This is a genomic window from Oceanobacillus sp. NCCP-135, assembly GCF_059698015.1.
Genome location: NZ_BAAKSZ010000012.1, coordinates 1 through 16163, shown reverse-complemented (window position 1 = coordinate 16163; position 16163 = coordinate 1). Strand labels below are relative to the sequence as shown.

30 protein-coding genes and 1 tRNA gene are annotated in these 16163 nt (G+C 38.1%); 19 read left to right on the top strand and 12 right to left on the bottom strand.

What is annotated here, in order from left to right:
• The first annotated feature begins 59 nt into the window (after positions 1 to 59).
• From AC6HVZ_RS10160 to AC6HVZ_RS10135, 6 genes are all read left to right on the top strand, one after another.
• Entirely contained in the window at positions 60 to 206 is a 147-nt protein-coding gene (locus AC6HVZ_RS10160) for a hypothetical protein (RefSeq protein WP_497558042.1), read from the top strand.
• Positions 207 to 221: 15 nt separating this feature from the next.
• Positions 222 to 479 carry a GlsB/YeaQ/YmgE family stress response membrane protein gene (locus AC6HVZ_RS10155; protein ID WP_497558041.1) on the top strand — a complete coding sequence of 86 codons (258 nt, stop codon included), beginning with the start codon at positions 222 to 224 and terminating at the stop codon, positions 477 to 479.
• A 299-nt stretch (positions 480 to 778) separates the two neighbouring features.
• Complete coding sequence (locus tag AC6HVZ_RS10150) at positions 779 to 919, top strand: hypothetical protein (RefSeq protein ID WP_497558040.1); 141 nt, start codon at positions 779 to 781, stop codon at positions 917 to 919.
• 265 nt (positions 920 to 1184) lie between these two features.
• Complete coding sequence (locus AC6HVZ_RS10145) at positions 1185 to 1466, top strand: hypothetical protein (RefSeq protein ID WP_497558039.1); 282 nt, start codon at positions 1185 to 1187, stop codon at positions 1464 to 1466.
• A gap of 148 nt (positions 1467 to 1614) precedes the next feature.
• Complete coding sequence (locus tag AC6HVZ_RS10140) at positions 1615 to 1773, top strand: glutaredoxin family protein (RefSeq protein WP_497558038.1); 159 nt, start codon at positions 1615 to 1617, stop codon at positions 1771 to 1773.
• Positions 1774 to 1880: 107 nt separating this feature from the next.
• Positions 1881 to 2615 carry a hypothetical protein gene (locus tag AC6HVZ_RS10135; protein ID WP_497558037.1) on the top strand — a complete coding sequence of 245 codons (735 nt, stop codon included), beginning with the start codon at positions 1881 to 1883 and terminating at the stop codon, positions 2613 to 2615.
• Here AC6HVZ_RS10135 and AC6HVZ_RS10130 read toward each other — a convergent pair.
• The 3 genes from AC6HVZ_RS10130 to AC6HVZ_RS10120 form a co-directional block, all read right to left on the bottom strand.
• Positions 2608 to 2913 carry a hypothetical protein gene (locus AC6HVZ_RS10130; protein WP_497558036.1) on the bottom strand — a complete coding sequence of 102 codons (306 nt, stop codon included), beginning with the start codon at positions 2911 to 2913 and terminating at the stop codon, positions 2608 to 2610. The two genes, AC6HVZ_RS10135 and AC6HVZ_RS10130, sit on opposite strands and share 8 nt — an antisense overlap.
• 144 nt (positions 2914 to 3057) lie before the next feature.
• Complete coding sequence (locus tag AC6HVZ_RS10125) at positions 3058 to 3288, bottom strand: hypothetical protein (RefSeq protein ID WP_497558035.1); 231 nt, start codon at positions 3286 to 3288, stop codon at positions 3058 to 3060.
• Positions 3281 to 3469: a site-specific integrase gene (locus tag AC6HVZ_RS10120; RefSeq protein WP_497558117.1), complete on the bottom strand. Its 189-nt coding sequence runs from the start codon at positions 3467 to 3469 to the stop codon at positions 3281 to 3283. Before AC6HVZ_RS10120 ends, AC6HVZ_RS10125 begins: the two co-directional genes overlap by 8 nt.
• Positions 3470 to 4084: 615 nt before the next feature.
• Between AC6HVZ_RS10120 and AC6HVZ_RS10115 the strand changes: the two genes are divergently transcribed.
• Positions 4085 to 4411 (top strand): hypothetical protein, encoded by a 327-nt coding sequence (locus tag AC6HVZ_RS10115; protein WP_497558034.1) that lies wholly within the window; start codon positions 4085 to 4087, stop codon positions 4409 to 4411.
• A 75-nt stretch (positions 4412 to 4486) separates the two neighbouring features.
• On the opposite strand, the gene AC6HVZ_RS10110 is transcribed toward AC6HVZ_RS10115, so the two are convergent.
• From AC6HVZ_RS10110 to AC6HVZ_RS10095, 4 genes are all read right to left on the bottom strand, one after another.
• Positions 4487 to 5110, bottom strand: coding sequence for a phospholipase A2 family protein (locus AC6HVZ_RS10110; RefSeq protein ID WP_497558033.1), 624 nt, complete (start codon positions 5108 to 5110; stop codon positions 4487 to 4489).
• Between the two features lie 19 nt (positions 5111 to 5129).
• The gene (locus AC6HVZ_RS10105; RefSeq protein ID WP_497558032.1) at positions 5130 to 5288 is read right to left on the bottom strand and encodes a hypothetical protein; all 159 of its coding nucleotides are present in this window, start codon (positions 5286 to 5288) and stop codon (positions 5130 to 5132) included.
• 329 nt (positions 5289 to 5617) lie between these two features.
• Positions 5618 to 5785 (bottom strand): YvrJ family protein, encoded by a 168-nt coding sequence (locus AC6HVZ_RS10100; protein WP_497558031.1) that lies wholly within the window; start codon positions 5783 to 5785, stop codon positions 5618 to 5620.
• Positions 5786 to 5818: 33 nt separating this feature from the next.
• A tRNA-Cys gene (locus tag AC6HVZ_RS10095) sits at positions 5819 to 5889 on the bottom strand.
• Positions 5890 to 5960: 71 nt separating this feature from the next.
• Here AC6HVZ_RS10095 and AC6HVZ_RS10090 point away from each other — a divergent pair.
• The 7 genes from AC6HVZ_RS10090 to AC6HVZ_RS10060 all read left to right on the top strand — a co-directional run bounded on the left by AC6HVZ_RS10090 (position 5961) and on the right by AC6HVZ_RS10060 (position 8698).
• A complete protein-coding gene (locus tag AC6HVZ_RS10090; protein ID WP_497558030.1) occupies positions 5961 to 6257 on the top strand; it encodes a glutaredoxin family protein in 297 nt (98 codons plus the stop codon).
• Between the two features lie 183 nt (positions 6258 to 6440).
• Entirely contained in the window at positions 6441 to 7034 is a 594-nt protein-coding gene (locus AC6HVZ_RS10085) for a sigma-70 family RNA polymerase sigma factor (RefSeq protein WP_497558029.1), read from the top strand.
• Entirely contained in the window at positions 7027 to 7227 is a 201-nt protein-coding gene (locus tag AC6HVZ_RS10080) for a hypothetical protein (RefSeq protein ID WP_497558028.1), read from the top strand. The genes AC6HVZ_RS10085 and AC6HVZ_RS10080 overlap by 8 nt, the downstream gene beginning before the upstream one ends.
• Positions 7228 to 7493: 266 nt before the next feature.
• A complete protein-coding gene (locus AC6HVZ_RS10075) occupies positions 7494 to 7754 on the top strand; it encodes a M50 family metallopeptidase (RefSeq protein WP_497558027.1) in 261 nt (86 codons plus the stop codon).
• Positions 7673 to 7888, top strand: coding sequence for a hypothetical protein (locus tag AC6HVZ_RS10070; RefSeq protein ID WP_497558122.1), 216 nt, complete (start codon positions 7673 to 7675; stop codon positions 7886 to 7888). The genes AC6HVZ_RS10075 and AC6HVZ_RS10070 overlap by 82 nt, the downstream gene beginning before the upstream one ends.
• Before the next feature lie 136 nt (positions 7889 to 8024).
• The gene (locus AC6HVZ_RS10065; RefSeq protein WP_497558026.1) at positions 8025 to 8312 is read left to right on the top strand and encodes a YwdI family protein; all 288 of its coding nucleotides are present in this window, start codon (positions 8025 to 8027) and stop codon (positions 8310 to 8312) included.
• Positions 8313 to 8329: 17 nt separating this feature from the next.
• Positions 8330 to 8698, top strand: coding sequence for a DUF423 domain-containing protein (locus tag AC6HVZ_RS10060; RefSeq protein ID WP_497558025.1), 369 nt, complete (start codon positions 8330 to 8332; stop codon positions 8696 to 8698).
• 4 nt (positions 8699 to 8702) lie between these two features.
• Here the strand turns inward: AC6HVZ_RS10060 and AC6HVZ_RS10055 are convergent, their stop codons facing one another.
• From AC6HVZ_RS10055 to hemQ, 4 genes are all read right to left on the bottom strand, one after another.
• Positions 8703 to 8951 carry a hypothetical protein gene (locus AC6HVZ_RS10055; RefSeq protein ID WP_497558024.1) on the bottom strand — a complete coding sequence of 83 codons (249 nt, stop codon included), beginning with the start codon at positions 8949 to 8951 and terminating at the stop codon, positions 8703 to 8705.
• A 223-nt stretch (positions 8952 to 9174) separates the two neighbouring features.
• Complete coding sequence (gene gerQ / locus AC6HVZ_RS10050) at positions 9175 to 9636, bottom strand: spore coat protein GerQ (RefSeq protein ID WP_497558023.1); 462 nt, start codon at positions 9634 to 9636, stop codon at positions 9175 to 9177.
• 38 nt (positions 9637 to 9674) lie between these two features.
• Positions 9675 to 10100, bottom strand: a complete 426-nt coding sequence (locus AC6HVZ_RS10045; protein ID WP_497558022.1) for a cell wall hydrolase — start codon at positions 10098 to 10100, stop codon at positions 9675 to 9677.
• 345 nt (positions 10101 to 10445) lie between these two features.
• Positions 10446 to 11195: a hydrogen peroxide-dependent heme synthase gene (hemQ, locus tag AC6HVZ_RS10040; protein WP_497558021.1), complete on the bottom strand. Its 750-nt coding sequence runs from the start codon at positions 11193 to 11195 to the stop codon at positions 10446 to 10448.
• A gap of 238 nt (positions 11196 to 11433) precedes the next feature.
• On the opposite strand from hemQ, the gene pta reads away from it, so the two are divergent.
• Both pta and AC6HVZ_RS10030 read left to right on the top strand, forming a co-directional pair.
• Positions 11434 to 12405 (top strand): phosphate acetyltransferase, encoded by a 972-nt coding sequence (pta, locus tag AC6HVZ_RS10035; protein ID WP_497558020.1) that lies wholly within the window; start codon positions 11434 to 11436, stop codon positions 12403 to 12405.
• A 27-nt stretch (positions 12406 to 12432) separates the two neighbouring features.
• Positions 12433 to 12618, top strand: coding sequence for a hypothetical protein (locus tag AC6HVZ_RS10030; RefSeq protein WP_497558019.1), 186 nt, complete (start codon positions 12433 to 12435; stop codon positions 12616 to 12618).
• A 36-nt stretch (positions 12619 to 12654) separates the two neighbouring features.
• Here AC6HVZ_RS10030 and AC6HVZ_RS10025 read toward each other — a convergent pair whose 3' ends face one another.
• A complete protein-coding gene (locus AC6HVZ_RS10025; protein ID WP_497558018.1) occupies positions 12655 to 13506 on the bottom strand; it encodes a lipoate--protein ligase family protein in 852 nt (283 codons plus the stop codon).
• A gap of 89 nt (positions 13507 to 13595) precedes the next feature.
• Here AC6HVZ_RS10025 and AC6HVZ_RS10020 point away from each other — a divergent pair, with 89 nt between their 5' ends.
• The 3 genes from AC6HVZ_RS10020 to AC6HVZ_RS10010 all read left to right on the top strand — a co-directional run bounded on the left by AC6HVZ_RS10020 (position 13596) and on the right by AC6HVZ_RS10010 (position 16022).
• On the top strand, positions 13596 to 14915 hold the full coding sequence (locus AC6HVZ_RS10020) for an HD domain-containing protein (protein WP_497558017.1): 1320 nt from the start codon (positions 13596 to 13598) through the stop codon (positions 14913 to 14915).
• Positions 14905 to 15399, top strand: coding sequence for a YwgA family protein (locus tag AC6HVZ_RS10015; RefSeq protein WP_497558016.1), 495 nt, complete (start codon positions 14905 to 14907; stop codon positions 15397 to 15399). Before AC6HVZ_RS10020 ends, AC6HVZ_RS10015 begins: the two co-directional genes overlap by 11 nt.
• A 101-nt stretch (positions 15400 to 15500) precedes the next feature.
• Positions 15501 to 16022 (top strand): YwhD family protein, encoded by a 522-nt coding sequence (locus AC6HVZ_RS10010; protein WP_497558015.1) that lies wholly within the window; start codon positions 15501 to 15503, stop codon positions 16020 to 16022.
• The last annotated feature ends 141 nt before the right edge of the window (positions 16023 to 16163 follow it).

Here is a 16163-nt window from a genome sequence, read left to right as displayed (position 1 = left end):
CACGTTACAATAGAAACATAAAACTCGAGGAATACACGTTTAGGGGGTATCTTGGCGTTATGAAGAGCTTATTGCAGATATGTAAAGAGACAGAAAAAAAGCTTGGCAGACAATTGCACAAAAATGAAGTGGAATTTTTGCAATGGATGTATGAACGCTATGAGGCGGAAAGCTCAGGGGAGATCTGCGAGTATTCTAATGTGTAGAGGGAGGAAGCGCATATGATGCAGTTTTTACTGTATATAATTGTGGCAATCATAGTCGGGTTAATTGTCGCAGCACTATTTGGCTTTAAAATCGCAGGTGGCTGGTTTGGCGCCATTATAGCTGGTTTATTAGGAGCATGGATCGGTGATATACTGATACGGGAGCTTGGCCCTACAGTAGGTGACTATTATGTACTGCCTGCAGTCATTGGTGCATTTGTAGTAACTTTAATTATCGGGCTTTTGGGGAGAAGAGCTAATATTAGAACATAAGGTTGTAGTATAAAGTCCTGGTGTAGCCTTGGACCAGCTCTGAGGAGTAAAAATTCTTCGTGCTAATTTCAAATATTAATCCCCCTAAGATATGTTAAATATGGGATAATATAACATATTTTAGGGGGAGTTTCATTTGGTGACTAGAAAAGAAAAAAGAACAGGAAAAAGACCAAAAATATTATTTCTAGTTTCTAAAAGTAAAAAATCATTTTTACAAAGACTTAAACAAGAAATTAATACAAGTAAAAGATCCAAGACATCAAAGTTATACCACGTACGAACCGGATATTAAATTAATGATGGTTATCATGAAAAATGCATTTAGCATAGAGACCATGCGAGATATGACGGATGAATATAATATCGATGCAAGTATTGAAAATCTATCAACTATTTTAGACATAACACCAACCACCCTATCCGACATCAAAAGATGAAACTCGAATGAATATCTGACTCTATTATACCACAAATACCCATAAACTACCTTCCCATTTATCACTAAAACCCTGTTCTATCAGGGCTTTTCTTTGTTTCGAACCATCCTTTCAGAAGTATCGTTTATTCCAAATACAAAAAAAATTGGATTAGCGTTTGATTTTAACGTATCTATTTCTCTTTTTATAATGCAACAAAATAATGAGAGAAAGGAGAATGAATATGGCACACTATAATCTTATTTATGATTTCAAGCACACGCTAGTGGGAAAGAGTAGGACGTTAAATGACAAGGGTCACGACCAGACCATTACATTAAGGCTGAGTTCACAAGAAATGGATTCAGGTGGTCGTTCAGATACCTTCGTCGTTCAATTACAGGCGCAAGTTCAGCGTATGTGGTTTACCGTAAAAACAGCCTCATTTCCAAGGAATGGATTGAAAGAGGTAAAGTGGACTGGTATGGCTGGGACCGCTTACCGACTCCGATTTGAGAAATCAACGGACGATGTCCAAGTTATCGGTGTTGGGGTCATCCATAACTAAGATAACCCCAAGCCAACTAACCGGCGCATTTTACATAAGATGTGCCGGTATTCTATTAATCTAGGTGCTTGCTGTAAAAATTGTTACATTCGTTTTGATTATATCGGGTCACACGGCTCTTTTTAATTATGAGGGAGGTGGAAAAGAAATGAATGACGTGACCGTGTATGTTGAAGCGCATTGTGGGTATTGCGGCCAGTTGAAGGATTTTCTGAAAAAGAACCAAATTGATTACACCGAGAAGGATGTCTCTAACCTTGAGTATTTCGATGAGTTGATGGAATTGAAAGGACAAGGGTTCCGTTAACATTGATACACAATAAGCCATATGCAGGCTTCAATGAGAGAGTAAAAACAGCTCTCATGAATTATAAATCTCAAAATCAGTAAAAAATAATAATAGAGGTGATTGGAATGAATAAATTTTCTCGTTTTATCCCAAGTTACGAGAAAGAACAATGTGAAGCTATTTTTACGCAAGCTGCTTTTACAGACGTTTTAAACGAATTAAATCTGGGCGAACCGGAAAAGACAGATATCGTGAAGGTTACGCATACAGATGAAGAAATCAAGGGTACCGTAATCGAAACCAATAAGCTAATGAGCTTTGGTAGCAAAGCCCAAGTAATCTTAAAACAATATGAAGCGAAGTTGGAAAATCAAACAGACACAGCAGAAGTAGTACAAGTCTGGGTGCAAAACGATGATAATGTTGTTGTTAAGGAATATGTGAATGGAGAACTTAATTCAGAACAACCCGTAGAAGAAGTACAAGATGTCTATAAGGATTATGTAAAAACTCCAGAAGTAGCGGGGGAACACGAAGAAATTTTAGCTGAAATTATGTATGATCCAGCCAGCTGTGTGACATCTGGTTCCTGCTGCTACTTTGAGAGTCAGCGCTATGAGCATTGCGGGTATTCATGCGGCACTTATAATAATGCGGGTGGAGGGTCCCCAATCAATGTATTTGACCGTTGTTGCCGAGGTCATGACAGGGAACTCCAAGGTCCACCGCCGCGCCTATCCACATGTGACGCTCATAAAAATTTCATGAGTTGTACGAAGAATTTAAAGGCACCAGGTGATGGTACGATACGCGCTGGAATCCGACTTAAAGCTCTTTGGGATGGTTGCGGGCTTATCTGATAAAAACGTCGTAAAAGAATGGTATGCCCACATCCAGGATAAGCAAAGTGATGGCGACGAACAGGACAGTTCCGGCTATTGGTAGAAACCATTTTCTTTTCCTGACTTGGAACCAGTAATTGATTGCCCACATTACGGTTAGGATAGCAAGAGTAACGAATGCTATCATGCCAGAGGTGAAGTTTTTGTTTGGGCTAATATTCACCATAGAGAAAAACGCGAGAAAACCGATAGCTCCCAATAGGATTAAATTGACAACATGCACGACAATATTATAAATATTATAGTTGTTTTTCATTAAATCTCCACCCCGTTAATTTGTAGTGTATTCCCTTACAGAATACTACGAATGCCCTGTATAAACAACAGAAAATTGTAATAGAGATAAAGTAGGGTTTTCCGAATAAGCGTTGGAATACAGGGCGAATTCCAAAAAACACAGTCAGATTTGGCTGTGTTTTTTTATTAAGTCGTGTTTAAATACATACTTTCCCCGTTCTTGTTTAATGAAATCTTTGTAACGATGCAACGAAAACGGATGTGTTAAATGAAAATACCGTTGCATTTCTTTGTCATTCTGACCACTTTTGACGTGATCCAGAATGCAGCTGTTTCGTAAATGCTTTGCAGAAAGTTTACGAAGACCTGCCAGCTTCACCTCATCTTTAATCATTTCCTGTATGCTTCGTGTCGATAAGTTGCTTTTCCGTCAGGCGGTCAATATAAGCGGTCACATGAGTAGTATTGATGTGTAAAAGGTCTTTTTTGATGGTGTCGTCCATCCACGAAATGAATTGCTTGAGGTCTGATGCGTATTGCTTTAACGACCCCTGCTTTTTCCTTCTTTTTTCAATGCTTAGAGATAGTGATTCAGATGAAAACCATTTTCCATGATATAAGCCCCTTTACGACAAATTCTACGCATCCAATGTATTACCTATTCTACTATAGTGCTCGTCTGGATGAGAGTTTAGTCATGTTTAGGTGGAACTCGTTTCGATAGAGTGGTTGATTCATCAGTCACCGGATATATAAAATTTTAATTAAATTGCACGCCCCGTTTGAAGATGTGGTTTATTTTCCCGCTCAACTATCTCTTTATCTAATGAAATACCAGGTTTGTGACTCTTAGAAAGGATGGGGGTGAGAGAAATGAAGGATGCAAATAAGCCACAAGAGGACATCAAAGTGCAACCAATGGCGATTCCTTATTGTCACAAGCACCCAAATTGTTGTTACGTTCAAGGTTGTCCTGCAGAATTTGAACACTATCCAATTACAGGAGCCGACATGTTTAAGCGATGCGGTTGCTCATTCTAACGCGAAATGAATTAATTAGACCCTTCTTTTCATTGGAATCGATACGTATTCCTTTAAAAGAGGGGTCTTTTTTGTTTTTAGGGTGGACAGCTACATGCTGCGAATATTATAGTGGAAATGTCATAATGTATTACCGGATCTACGGGGTTATGATATATTGGATGAAAGTCACGATAAAAGGAATAGGTGATGTGATGCGGGTTCTTTATTTGAGCATTTCTTTAATTTTTTTGATATTAAGTATACTGCCGCCAATTATGATTCAATTTAGTTATGAATCGTATCTCTTATTTACCTTTGGCCAAAAGGGGCTTGTCGGGTTGCTGCTTCCCGTTATTTACGGTCTGATAAGTTTAGTGTTTGCATGGCTGTCAAGAAGTAAGCACCGTACACTAATAGTTATCTTTTGTGTTATCTTTTTGGTCGTCAACGCAGCTTTTGCATTTATCGGTATGTTTGGTTTTAGGGAGCCATAATAGTTGCGGTACGGGGTATCGTTTTTCGTTGAGCACAAAGAACTTCTTCTATTACAGAAGAAGTTCTTTGTGGAGTTAGCATCCTTGGTATGCCATTTTAAGTCTGAATGCCGTAGAAATCAGACTGGCGGCACGATAACCTGTTCCGGATACACAATTAATTAGATTTCTGTCGCAAGAACAGCGATCCGGGTAACTTCTGAAACTCTGATAGCAATAATCATGAGTTCGGCAGCAAGTGTCTACGCTATTGACCGGCGTTCCGCTACCACAACCTGATCCACACCATTTATAAATGATTGGGATGGTTGGAGATGCACCAGGGTATAGAGGCTCTTTGATGATACAACAACCACTGCCGACACAAGGAAGACCACTGTACCAAGCGTTAGTGGAAATACTACCATCGTCCTCCTCCACATTGAATAAATCATTGTAAATCTCCATCAGCTCCGGGTTATCCAATGCATCATTCTGATAGACTTCTTTCGTATCGGCAATGATTTCGCCTCCTAAATTGGAGACAAATCGAAGCGTGGATTCTCCTGGTTCAGCTTCCTCCAAATGAAAGACCTTTACACCAAATAGGGATAGATCACCAGGCGTAGAAATAACTTCTAAACGCGTTTTTTCATCGAATTGGATATTTTGCAGCGTAATCGTTGCAGGTTCTTCTTCGTCTGTAGTCTGATTAATCATGTTGATGGTATTCGATGCCTTACTTTGATGCCTTACTTTCCGTGTTTAGAGCGATTTCCAGATTAAGGTATTTCAAGGTGGTTTTGACTACTTCTTTTTCTTCCTGTGAAAGCCAATGAAGGTCTTTCAGCTGCACACTTTCCGCTTTCATGTTTTGAAATTCTTGTGCTTCGCTCATATTATCATCCTCCTGCTATGATTTCAGGTAAATGCGTTTACCTGTTACACCTTAAAGAGAAAAATTTATATTTTTATTAACCGTTTAATACAAAAAAAAGAACCTCGGTGTGTTGGGGCTCTCCAGGCGTTATTCTTTCGCCTTTACCTCGCAATATTCTTTCACCAGACAAGATGAATAACTCGCATGTTGGATGAGTTTGTATAACAATTCTTTCTCTTTATCTGTTAGGTCCTGGTCCGTAAGACAGTTCGTATAAAATGCTTGGGTTTCTCTGGCTTTACAGTAACAAGTCATAATATCCTCTATTTTGATAGTTATCGCTCCCCTCATTTATTTTTATCAGTCGCTTTAATGACATCGGATAGATGCTGGATGACAGCTTCTAAATCATCTAATTTGCGTTCAAATCGAACGAACAGGTAAATGGTTATGGCGATTGGGAATCCAAAGTTCCCTACTAATGAGATCCAAATCGGTATCGTTTCAGAAGTCATTCGGTCTCCTCTCCATTCTCTATATTATTTTTAAGGTGATACCCGGATTCGAACCGAGGATAAAGGTTTTGCAGACCTTCGCCTTACCGCTTGGCTATATCACCATGCTGTGTCGTATATAATCAGTAAAGTGATGACGCCTCGTAAAAATAAACCATACGATTAATTTTTTGATGTGGTGTATTTTCGGAATACCTCCCTCTCTTTTTTTAAAGGGAAATGTATAAGCTATAAACTAACGGTATATTCTAGCGATACATGTCATCATTGCGTTAATTTGAAAAAGTGGTTGAATGATAACAATTATCCTTACATCAATAAGGATGTAAACGATGCGGATGTGAGGAAGGAACTTGCGGAATATAATGTAAACGCCATTCCATTTACTATCTTTCGAGACGAGAATATCAAGAAAGAAAAAGAGATTATTGGGTATCATCCTGAAAGAATAGCTGAGTTAGTAAATAACTGATAGAAAAACCATCTACTCTATGGAAGTGGGTGGTTTTTTTACATAATGCGGGACTAATGGACTGATTTTGAAAATACATGTGGAACATAGGTTCTTTTGGTTTATAATAGAAGGGAAGCGTCTCTTTAATATATGTGGTAAAAAAAGTCAAAAAGATCAAAAAATCGAAGGGGTGATTCATACATGCATAAAGAGCAAGAGAAAAAGTTGATAGACGACTTTTTCCGCAGGAATCAACAAAACTTAGAGAACCCAATAATAAAGAGTTTTTTAAAGAACAGTGAAAACTACCAACTGGTGTTACAAGCGTTTTTGGAACCTACGCTAACGAATATGGAAAAAGTGGATCGTTCGTTTCAAGCCCATTATATGAAGGTCAAGAAAATCAAATATATCAGTAATTTGATTCACTTTTTTAGTATTGATTACGATAAGAGAAAAAGAAGGGATGACCAGAGGAATTTGTTGGTTCTGGACAAACCTCTGTCAGAGGATAACACGGCGTTGCCCAAAGACTTAATCATCGATGAACAAAGTCCACCTATGACATTTGGTAGCAGTTTATTAGACCATATAGAGGATGAAAAGCTGGCCGAAGCATTAAAGAAATTAAATTCGAAGCAGCTGAGGATACTCGAAATGCTCTATCTGGAAAATCGTCCATTAAAGGAAGTTGCCGAAATACTAAAATTATCCCCCCAGAACACATCCAACCACCACAGAAAAGCGCTGAGAAAGATTTATAAATACTGTACAGGGGTTGAGCAAGATGACTAAACCGCCAAAACAAGAGAATTCAGAGTTATTGGAAATCATTGATGAATTCAACTGGAAAATAAAGAAAAGTTTAGCGAATACCTCATTTCAGGAAAGAGAAGATTTAGAGCAGGAAATTAAATTAAAGTTAATCGAGAAATTATATACGGTTGAATTTAACGAACCTCCTAGCTTTTGGAACTTTGTAACATAATCATAAGTTTGTTCCATGAATCATGTTATTTGTCACTATTTCTTTTAAGTATAAGAGTTAAAGATAAATAAAATATAATAGAAATACCATTTAGTATTACGTGTTATGTAACATATTTATTAAACACAACATGTAATACTTTTTTATTATTTTTGCATAAAGGTTGGAGCGTTGTGTAAAAATATTATATTAATCGTAAATTTAATAAGATTAATTATACTTAAAAAAGAAAGTTATATTATTTACCGTACCCAAATTTAAAAGATTTGGACTACTGGCTCGGTCGCCTGCTTACTAGTGCTGCGGGGTATCCTTTTGCGAGTGTTATCGCATGGTTGTTTTTGTACTTCATATATAAAGAAAACTACACTGTGATTTTGATTATACTGACAAGCGTGCTTGTGATTGGTTTTCTGTTTTGGATACGCAATATATATAGATTTTTATGGGTGACTACATTCGGGGTATTATTCGCCGGGATGTTTTGGCTAGACAACACTATAATGATCGAAAATGTCTTGTGTTAATCACAACTGTCATTTTCGTTGAGTCAATCACATCAGCATGTACGATTATGGTTATGAGTTTTCGAACACCTAAAGACGCCAGAAATGCGACAAGCCTGGCGAGAGCAACGTTTATTATTTCGGAGAAAACTTAGGTAGTGAGCAATGCCTCACAAGACCGGCACTCCTTTTGCAGAATGGTAGTGCTAGCCTTGGGCTTTTTTAATTTTTAACAGGCAAAACTAATGGTATACTAAAATTGCTTTAAAATGCTATAAGGAGTGTTCGCAGGTGGCGGTGGCAAATGATACGATCATACAAAAAATGATCAGTGAGCTAAATCAGGCAAAAGCGAAATCAACGGATCAAACGAAAATGATAAAACATATTGAGCATGTGCGTTTATTATGTGATTTATTTTTAGATGGGTCTGCGGTTGATGCGAATGAAATTTCAGCTGAAGAAATGAAGGCAATGACCGGGGCACAGTCAAGTCCGGGAAAACAAAAACAAAATAAAGATAATAAATCAATTATTAATCACGATGAAGCAAATGGTGATTCACTTTTTGACTTTTAACTGGTGAGGTGGAAAGAATGAAGTTATTTTTACTATTAGGTGTTATTAATGGATTTCTGGCAGTTGCATTAGGTGCGTTTGGTGCGCATGGATTGGAAGGAAAGCTATCGGAGAAAGCATTAGGCATATGGGAAAAAGCGGTTAACTATCAGATGTTTCACACGATGGCACTGCTTGTAACCGGATTGCTTATTGCGAAGGTCAGTGGTGGCAGTATTGTCTGGGCGGGCTGGATGTTCTTTATTGGAATTATTCTGTTTTCAGGGAGTCTCTATATTTATTCCACGACGGCTATCAAAACGTTTGCAATGATTACACCACTTGGCGGTGTGGCATTTTTGATTGGCTGGGTTCTACTTGGTACTGCTGTGGCAAAATACTTATAATACGTTACAGAAACATCAGATAAGTAGTAAAAAGAAGGATCATAATTGCCCGGATTACCTGTTTTCCGGCGCTAGCTGATTGGTGTGAGTACCATTCAATCATAGCATTACACAACAGCCCAATTGCCAGCAAATAAAGGCTCAGAAAAATTAATAACAGATAGCCTTGAAGGAGAGCGATTACACCAAATAAAAGGACACAAAAAATTGTTAAAAGTTCCATTCGGATTAATTTTTCATAGGGGTGTTTCATAGGATCGCCTCTTTTCGTTAGCTGTTGGACTATAATGTGAGAAAAGGATGACACGGCCTGAAGTATGTGTCATCCTTTTAGGCAGTTAAGAAAGTATAAAATACTTTCTTACTGCATAAGTGCATAAGTAATACTTCGTAGCATTCGCATCGCAGACGAAAAGTATTTTTCGTTGAACTAAGGCTGTCACCTAAAGGCTGGTGACAACCAAGTTTTCTAATAATTATCTTGGCGAATACATCGACATTTGTGTATTGGAACCATATGGATAGGAATAATTAATTTCTTCATCAAAAGTAATGTAATCAAGGTAGATCATTAATAGTAAATATCTTTTGCCTGTCTGGGTATCACTTAGTATAATATGATCTCTTCCGGCAGCCTCAATCACCCCTTTAAAGATTTGTGCATTCCATTGGTCGTTATTTTCAAATGTCATGTAAACAGTAGCCTGCTTTCCTTTGTTCAAACGTAAAATGTTTTCGATGTATGATTCCTGAATTGGAAGCATACTTTGATTATTGGCTGCAGGTGCTTGTTGATTTTGCTGAGTCTGTGGCGGAAATTGCTGTCTTGTGTTATAAACTGGGTAATAAGCTGGGGATGATTGTGGGTAATAGTAGTATGGATAAGCTTGGTATGGATTTGCAAATTGATTTGTTGTACTTTCTTGCTTTTCACTCATTAAAAAACCTCCTTGTAATTTAAATACGTAACGAAAAGTTATCTAAAAACTGCGGGGCAGTCAGCAGCTGTTGGTGCATAAAAACAATGGGATTTATATCTGCCCACATTCCACTGGTTATACCATTGCGCCGGACAGGCTCCTGCTGGCATAAAGAACCATAAAGTATTGGTAGCCGGGTGCTGACGTTCACCCTGAATAATTCTGCGTGCTAATCGTTTATCAATCTCCCGCGCTCGTTGATAGAAATATCCTTTTTGTGTTGCCTCAAATCCTCCAGGGCTTTGAAAAACCATATCATTAATATTTCGAATATCTGTGAAATCCAGGCAATCTGCAATTACTCGATTCACACCAGTATTACCAACCATTAGCATGCCTAATTCTCCATCGCCCTCAGCTTCAGCACGCATTAATCTTGCCAGTAATGAAATATCTTTTTCTGTATGTGCTACAACAGCCATATACATTCCTCATTTCTGCTGAAAATCTTGATGCAATGCTCACTAATTATATGTATGATATTAGCCCGGAAAGAATGACAATTAATTAGCTAGTTCGGTTTGGTTGGTCCTAATTTAACACAGAACAGGTTCTTGCGCATTTTACGATATGTACCTACTGCACCCAAGAATTAGTACGTACCGTGTAAACATAATTACAATCATAATAGCACTACGTCGTTTTATGCGTAAAAGCTACAGAACATAGAGACTATTTAGCCCTTTTACATTAATCCTGTTATGCTGTCTATGTCATTAAAAAAGACCTCCCGTTGCCAATAACAAGAAGGTCTGATGGAAATCTATTTAAACTGTCAAATATGCTGCTACACTTTCATTTGGCAAATGGTTTCCAACGAAAAATTCACCAAATTCGCCATAGCGGGAGCTTACTTCATCGAAGCGCATTTCATAAACGATTTTCTTGAACTCAAGGGGTTCGTGGGCAAACAATGTTACGCCCCATTCCCAATCATCAAGTCCAATTGAGCCTGTAATAATTTGTTTTACTTTTCCAGCATATTTGCGTCCGGTTTTACTGTGTTCATAAAGAAGTTTCCCGCGTACATCCTTTTCTAGTGTGTACCAATTTTCTTCACCCTCACGACGTCGATCCATTGGGTAGAAGCAAATATGCTCCCATTTTGGAAGAATTGGTTTTAGTCGTGCTTGTGTTTCAGGTAAAGTTTCCGGATCAATCCCATCTTTTGCGGGACGGTATTTGGAAAGCTCAACAACAGATACATAGGAATGTGCAGGAAGTAAAAATTCCCCTAATTTTGATTTATTTAATGCTGTTTCGATAGCATTTAATTCTTCCATTGTTGGACGGAGAAACATGAAGATTAAATCAGCTTTTTGTCCAACCACATTATAAAGAACATGACTGCCATTCTTTTCTTCCTCAACAGCATCCCATTTTCCAAGTAATTTTTCAAAGCCGGCAATTGCTTCCTCACGTTCTTCAACAGAAGCTAATTTCCAGGACGTCCAATCAATTGTACGTAAATCATGTAATGAATACCAACCATCCATGGTTTCTACTGCTTCAACCATCATCTATCTCTCCTTCTAATCAGAAAAGTATTTAGCGTATGTTTTTAGTCTATCATAATTAGGGAAAGATAATCACATGTGAGCTATTTAATCAAATGGATCTCTTCCTGGAATGTTCATCGTCCTGTCAAAATTGGTCATATAACTAAATGGGATTAGTTTAATTGCGACAAGAAATGATTTATTATGAAATAGTAGGTCAATGTGGAGATACTTTGGAAATAGGAGGCATTAGCAAATGAGTAACTTGTTTGATCAATTAAAAGAAAAGATAATCAACCAAAATAAATCAATTGTTTTTCCGGAAGGGTTGGACGAACGTGTATTAACTGCGACAAGCCAATTAGGTGCGGCAGGTATAATAACACCCATCCTAATAGGGGAAAAGGCAAGTGTTAAACAGAAAGCGGAGGAAGTTGGAGTGGATGTTTCTTCCTGTAAAATAATGGATCCGAGCGATTTCCCGGAATTTAACTTAATGGTTGAAACATTTGTAGAACGTCGAAAAGGGAAGGCAACGAAAGAGGATGCGATGAAAATATTGCTTGATGAAAACTATTTTGGAACAATGCTTGTCTATATGAACCAAGCAGATGGTTTGGTGAGTGGTGCAGCACACTCAACTGCTGATACAGTACGACCTGCTTTGCAAATTATTAAAACAAAAGAGGGAATCAAGAAAACATCCGGTGTATTTGTTATGGTTCGTGATGATGAAAAATATGTTTTTGCCGATTGTGCCATCAATATTTCACCAGATGCCCAGGATCTTGCTGAGATTGCGGTTGAGAGTGCTATAACAGCAGAACTATTCGATGTTGATCCACGTGTTGCAATGTTGAGTTTTTCAACGAAAGGATCTGCAAAATCAGAGGAAACAGACAAGGTCGTTGATGCACTGGCAATTGCCAAAGAAAAAAACCCATCCTTAGTTATTGATGGGGAATTTCAATTTGATGCAGCCTTTGTCCCAAGTGTTGCAGAGACAAAGGCCCCAGATTCTGTGCTTAAGGGTGACGCGAATGTATTTATTTTCCCCAATTTGGAAGCTGGAAATATCGGTTATAAAATTGCGCAGCGTTTAGGCGGATTTGAAGCAATCGGCCCTGTGCTGCAAGGATTGAACAAACCAGTAAATGATCTATCACGAGGGTGCAGCGCGGATGATGTTTATAAATTGGCGTTGATAACTGCGGCTCAGGCTGAGTGATAGATTTATCGGGAGCTTGCGAATGGAGTGGATTACTCTGTTGCGAGCTTTTTTAAATTATATCAGCTGGAGAGCTGGATATATCAGCCGGAGAACAGATTTATCGTCCGGAGAGCAATTATATCAGCCGGAGAACAGATATATCAGCCAGAGAGCGAATATATCGCCCGGAAAAAAATATCACCAGCCCAGTTCCCCACTGCACAAACTTAGCGAAAATATACAAGCAACCAAGCATTCACTCAGAAATCACTGCATTTCCGCAATCACTTCATTCCGCTTCTTCATCTGCCCAAGACGTTTACTAAATGTTTCAAGCTCTATAGCCGAAAAATCAATCTCCACTACCTGATCACTAAAATCATTCAGCGCAGTATAAACTCTGGTTTTCATATCTTCCACTGTCATATTAATATCCAACAATTCCGATAAGGATCCCATAACAGCTGGATTAACCGTGGGATAATCAAATTTAGTCGGTTCATTTTTTTTACTGATATCATAAAATCTTCTGATTAAAGCAGCACGCACAAAACTATTCCCTTCCACATCCAAATAGATTTGAATAGCCGCACCATCTTTAATACGTCGTTGTGAGATGCCAGCGAATTTTTTTCCATCAATGCTTAAATCATAATCTCCGGGGCAGTAGGATCCAACAATCTCAAAAGCTTCAATGTTATTTGTTAAATCCTGTAGCATATATTGTACAAAACTAACCATTGCCTCATAGCAATCATGGATGGAAATATGTTTTACACCGGGTAGAATCAGAGAAATATTTAACACACCATGATCCAATGCAACAGCAAGTCCGCCAGAATTTCGTACAACAACATGATAGCCATTTGCAGAAAGTAATTGAACCCCTTCCTCAATATAAGGAAGCTTGGCATCTGGAATGCCGAGTACAATCGTCTTTGGATGTACCCATAATCGAATGACGGGCGGGGAGTGCTCATCACTTACTGATAAAGCAAGCGCATCATCGATTGCAAAAGACGTTATGGCAGAGTAATTTTCACCGGCAAACGTTTGCTCATTTGAATGATCGATATATCGAAATGTCTTATAACTTATAATGTCTTTCCAGCTTTTCATCATTAAACTCCTTCGTATCTCTGTTTTCCTATTGCCATCTATTATATAATAAACTAAAATCACCGAAAAGAAACGGGATGAGAAAATAGATGGCATATAAAGATGAACAATTAAATGAGGAGAAGGTTTTCAAAGATCCTGTCCATAGATATGTCCATGTGAAGGATCAGGTTATTTGGGATTTAATCGCCACACCGGAATTTCAGCGCCTGCGCAGAATCAAGCAGCTCGGGACAACAAATTATACTTTTCACGGAGCGGAGCATAGTCGTTTCAATCACTCACTAGGGGTATATGAAATTGTGCGCCGGATTATTTACAATTTTCAGGATCGTCCGCACTGGAATAACGATGAGCGGCTTTTATGTTTATGTTCGGCATTGCTGCATGACCTGGGGCATGGGCCGTTTTCCCATTCCTTTGAAAAGGTGTTTAAGCTGGATCATGAATATTTTACTCAAGCAATTATATTAGGGGATACATATATTAATAAAATATTGGAGCGTGTTGCTTCAGGTTTTGCTCAGAAGGTTGCTGATGTGATTGCGAAAACATATAAAGATAAATTAGTTGTTAGTTTAATTTCAAGCCAAATTGATGCCGATCGGATGGACTATCTGCAGCGCGATGCCTATTTTACAGGGGTAAGCTATGGTCATTTTGATATGGAAAGAATTTTACGTGTGATGCGGCCAATTGAGGATCAGGTAGTGATAAAATCCACTGGTATGCATGCAGTCGAGGATTATATTATGAGTCGTTATCAAATGTATTGGCAGGTATATTTTCATCCTGTTACAAGAAGTGCTGAAGTCATTCTCTCGAAAATCCTGCATCGTGCTAAATTTTTATATGAAACAGAGGAGTTTACATTTAAACTTGAGCCCACACATTTTATTTCCTTTTTCAAAGGGAAGGTAGCTTTGGATGAATATTTAAAACTAGATGAGTCGATTGTTCATTATTATTTTCAGCTGTGGCAGGAAGAGGATGACCACATTTTAAGGGATTTATGTGAACGGTTTATGAATCGCCGTTTGTTTAAATACGTGGAGTTTAATCCAAATCTGCAAATGAATGATTGGATGGAGCTGAATCGATTATTTCAGGATGCAGAAATTGATCCGGAATATTACCTTGTTGTGGATTCCTCGTCCGATTTGCCGTATGATTTTTACCGACCGGGTGAGGAGGAAGAGCGTTTGCCGATTCATTTACTTATGCCAAATAAGGAGCTGAAGGAGCTATCCAGACATTCGGATATTGTAGAATCAATTTCCGGGAAAAAGCGTACAGACCATAAGTTATATTTTCCAGCCGATTCATTGAATGAGATCAAGGATGCAACTATCAAACAGAGAATTAAAGCTATATTATATGGTCAAGGAGAGATCAAGAATGATGAATAATCATGCAAAGCTAATGCAGTTTTTTTCAGTGGCCAATGAAGTTACCGGACGTAAAAAGCTGCAAAAGATGATTTATATTCTGCAAAAAAATAAAATCCCCTTTGAGGAAAAATATCAATTTCATTTTTACGGTCCCTATTCAGAGGAACTAACATTGCGGGTGGAAGAGCTTTGTAATCTTGGATTTATTGATGAAGTGAAAGAAGAGAAAAGCAACTATTATCAATATCATTATACAATTACTTCAGCAGGTGAAGCGTTTTTAAATCAATTTTCAACAGGACTGCCTGATTTTACAGATAAAGTGGACACGCTTAAAGGAAGAAGCTCCAGATTTCTTGAGCTCGTTTCGACAATGCTTTATTTTGATGATTTACCGAAACATGAAGTGGAAGAAAAAATACAAATTACCAAGCCTAAGCAAAAATACAGTCCGGGTGAAGTTTCTGATGCATGGGATTTTATCAAAAAATTATCATTGTAAAAGGTCGCTCAGAGAGTAGTGTGAAATCGAATAAGTTAAATAATGTAACCCCCTATGCTACAATAATTAATAAGATAGAAATTGAAGGAGGGTTTCCTAAGATGAGTTCTGAACAATCTTCAAACAAAAAGAAAAGTAATGCATTTACAATAATTAAGGATGATTCTACTGACGGACATGGCGGTTATGGGGCAGGAACCATCAGCTTAGAAAATATGTCCCCCGTGATTGTTGACCCAAATGAAAACACAGCATATGTCGATATGGGTGCAATGCATGCACGTAGTGATATAGAGCGACGTGTGAAATATTTGCCCAATAAAGATGAGGTTCCAAATGGAAAGTTATATTGGATCGTATGGGTAAACGTGGAACGTGGTGAAAATGGGCCATATTATGCAGGGGTAGCCGGAAGCGAGCTGCGTGTCGATCGCTCCATCAAACGTGCATACAAATCCATGGCAGAGCATGTGACCCATATGGAAAAATCATTAAAAGGCAAAATTATTGTCGAGCATATGGATGAGCAGTCTAAAAAATTATTGAAGGATTTCCTTGTCGATTTCAATGGAGATATGTGGAAGAATTCTACGGATGAATTGAAAGAGGCACTTCCGAAATAGGGTAATTTTGTTACTTAAAAATGAACATTTTGTGACGAATGATGAATAATCAGCTAAAATCTTGTACTTTCTAACACTACAGCGTGACTTTATAAAAAACTAGACAACCTCTCTCAGATGCGTTATACTTACAGTAGAGGA

Coding starts and splice junctions, on each gene's coding strand:
- AC6HVZ_RS10060 (WP_497558025.1), top strand. CDS start 8,330: ATGAAGTTATTTTTACTATTAGGTGTTATTAATGGATTTCTGGCAGTT.
- AC6HVZ_RS10110 (WP_497558033.1), bottom strand. CDS start 5,110: ATGATTAATCAGACTACAGACGAAGAAGAACCTGCAACGATTACGCTG.
- AC6HVZ_RS10155 (WP_497558041.1), top strand. CDS start 222: ATGATGCAGTTTTTACTGTATATAATTGTGGCAATCATAGTCGGGTTA.
- AC6HVZ_RS10115 (WP_497558034.1), top strand. CDS start 4,085: ATGATATATTGGATGAAAGTCACGATAAAAGGAATAGGTGATGTGATG.
- AC6HVZ_RS10080 (WP_497558028.1), top strand. CDS start 7,027: ATGACTAAACCGCCAAAACAAGAGAATTCAGAGTTATTGGAAATCATT.
- AC6HVZ_RS10130 (WP_497558036.1), bottom strand. CDS start 2,913: ATGAAAAACAACTATAATATTTATAATATTGTCGTGCATGTTGTCAAT.
- AC6HVZ_RS10150 (WP_497558040.1), top strand. CDS start 779: ATGATGGTTATCATGAAAAATGCATTTAGCATAGAGACCATGCGAGAT.
- AC6HVZ_RS10085 (WP_497558029.1), top strand. CDS start 6,441: ATGCATAAAGAGCAAGAGAAAAAGTTGATAGACGACTTTTTCCGCAGG.
- AC6HVZ_RS10105 (WP_497558032.1), bottom strand. CDS start 5,288: ATGAGCGAAGCACAAGAATTTCAAAACATGAAAGCGGAAAGTGTGCAG.
- AC6HVZ_RS10045 (WP_497558022.1), bottom strand. CDS start 10,100: ATGGCTGTTGTAGCACATACAGAAAAAGATATTTCATTACTGGCAAGA.
- AC6HVZ_RS10135 (WP_497558037.1), top strand. CDS start 1,881: ATGAATAAATTTTCTCGTTTTATCCCAAGTTACGAGAAAGAACAATGT.
- AC6HVZ_RS10160 (WP_497558042.1), top strand. CDS start 60: ATGAAGAGCTTATTGCAGATATGTAAAGAGACAGAAAAAAAGCTTGGC.
- gerQ (WP_497558023.1), bottom strand. CDS start 9,636: ATGAGTGAAAAGCAAGAAAGTACAACAAATCAATTTGCAAATCCATAC.
- hemQ (WP_497558021.1), bottom strand. CDS start 11,195: ATGGTTGAAGCAGTAGAAACCATGGATGGTTGGTATTCATTACATGAT.
- pta (WP_497558020.1), top strand. CDS start 11,434: ATGAGTAACTTGTTTGATCAATTAAAAGAAAAGATAATCAACCAAAAT.
- AC6HVZ_RS10010 (WP_497558015.1), top strand. CDS start 15,501: ATGAGTTCTGAACAATCTTCAAACAAAAAGAAAAGTAATGCATTTACA.
- AC6HVZ_RS10070 (WP_497558122.1), top strand. CDS start 7,673: ATGGGTGACTACATTCGGGGTATTATTCGCCGGGATGTTTTGGCTAGA.
- AC6HVZ_RS10140 (WP_497558038.1), top strand. CDS start 1,615: ATGAATGACGTGACCGTGTATGTTGAAGCGCATTGTGGGTATTGCGGC.
- AC6HVZ_RS10015 (WP_497558016.1), top strand. CDS start 14,905: ATGATGAATAATCATGCAAAGCTAATGCAGTTTTTTTCAGTGGCCAAT.
- AC6HVZ_RS10055 (WP_497558024.1), bottom strand. CDS start 8,951: ATGAAACACCCCTATGAAAAATTAATCCGAATGGAACTTTTAACAATT.
- AC6HVZ_RS10025 (WP_497558018.1), bottom strand. CDS start 13,506: ATGAAAAGCTGGAAAGACATTATAAGTTATAAGACATTTCGATATATC.
- AC6HVZ_RS10100 (WP_497558031.1), bottom strand. CDS start 5,785: ATGACTTCTGAAACGATACCGATTTGGATCTCATTAGTAGGGAACTTT.
- AC6HVZ_RS10020 (WP_497558017.1), top strand. CDS start 13,596: ATGGCATATAAAGATGAACAATTAAATGAGGAGAAGGTTTTCAAAGAT.
- AC6HVZ_RS10125 (WP_497558035.1), bottom strand. CDS start 3,288: ATGATTAAAGATGAGGTGAAGCTGGCAGGTCTTCGTAAACTTTCTGCA.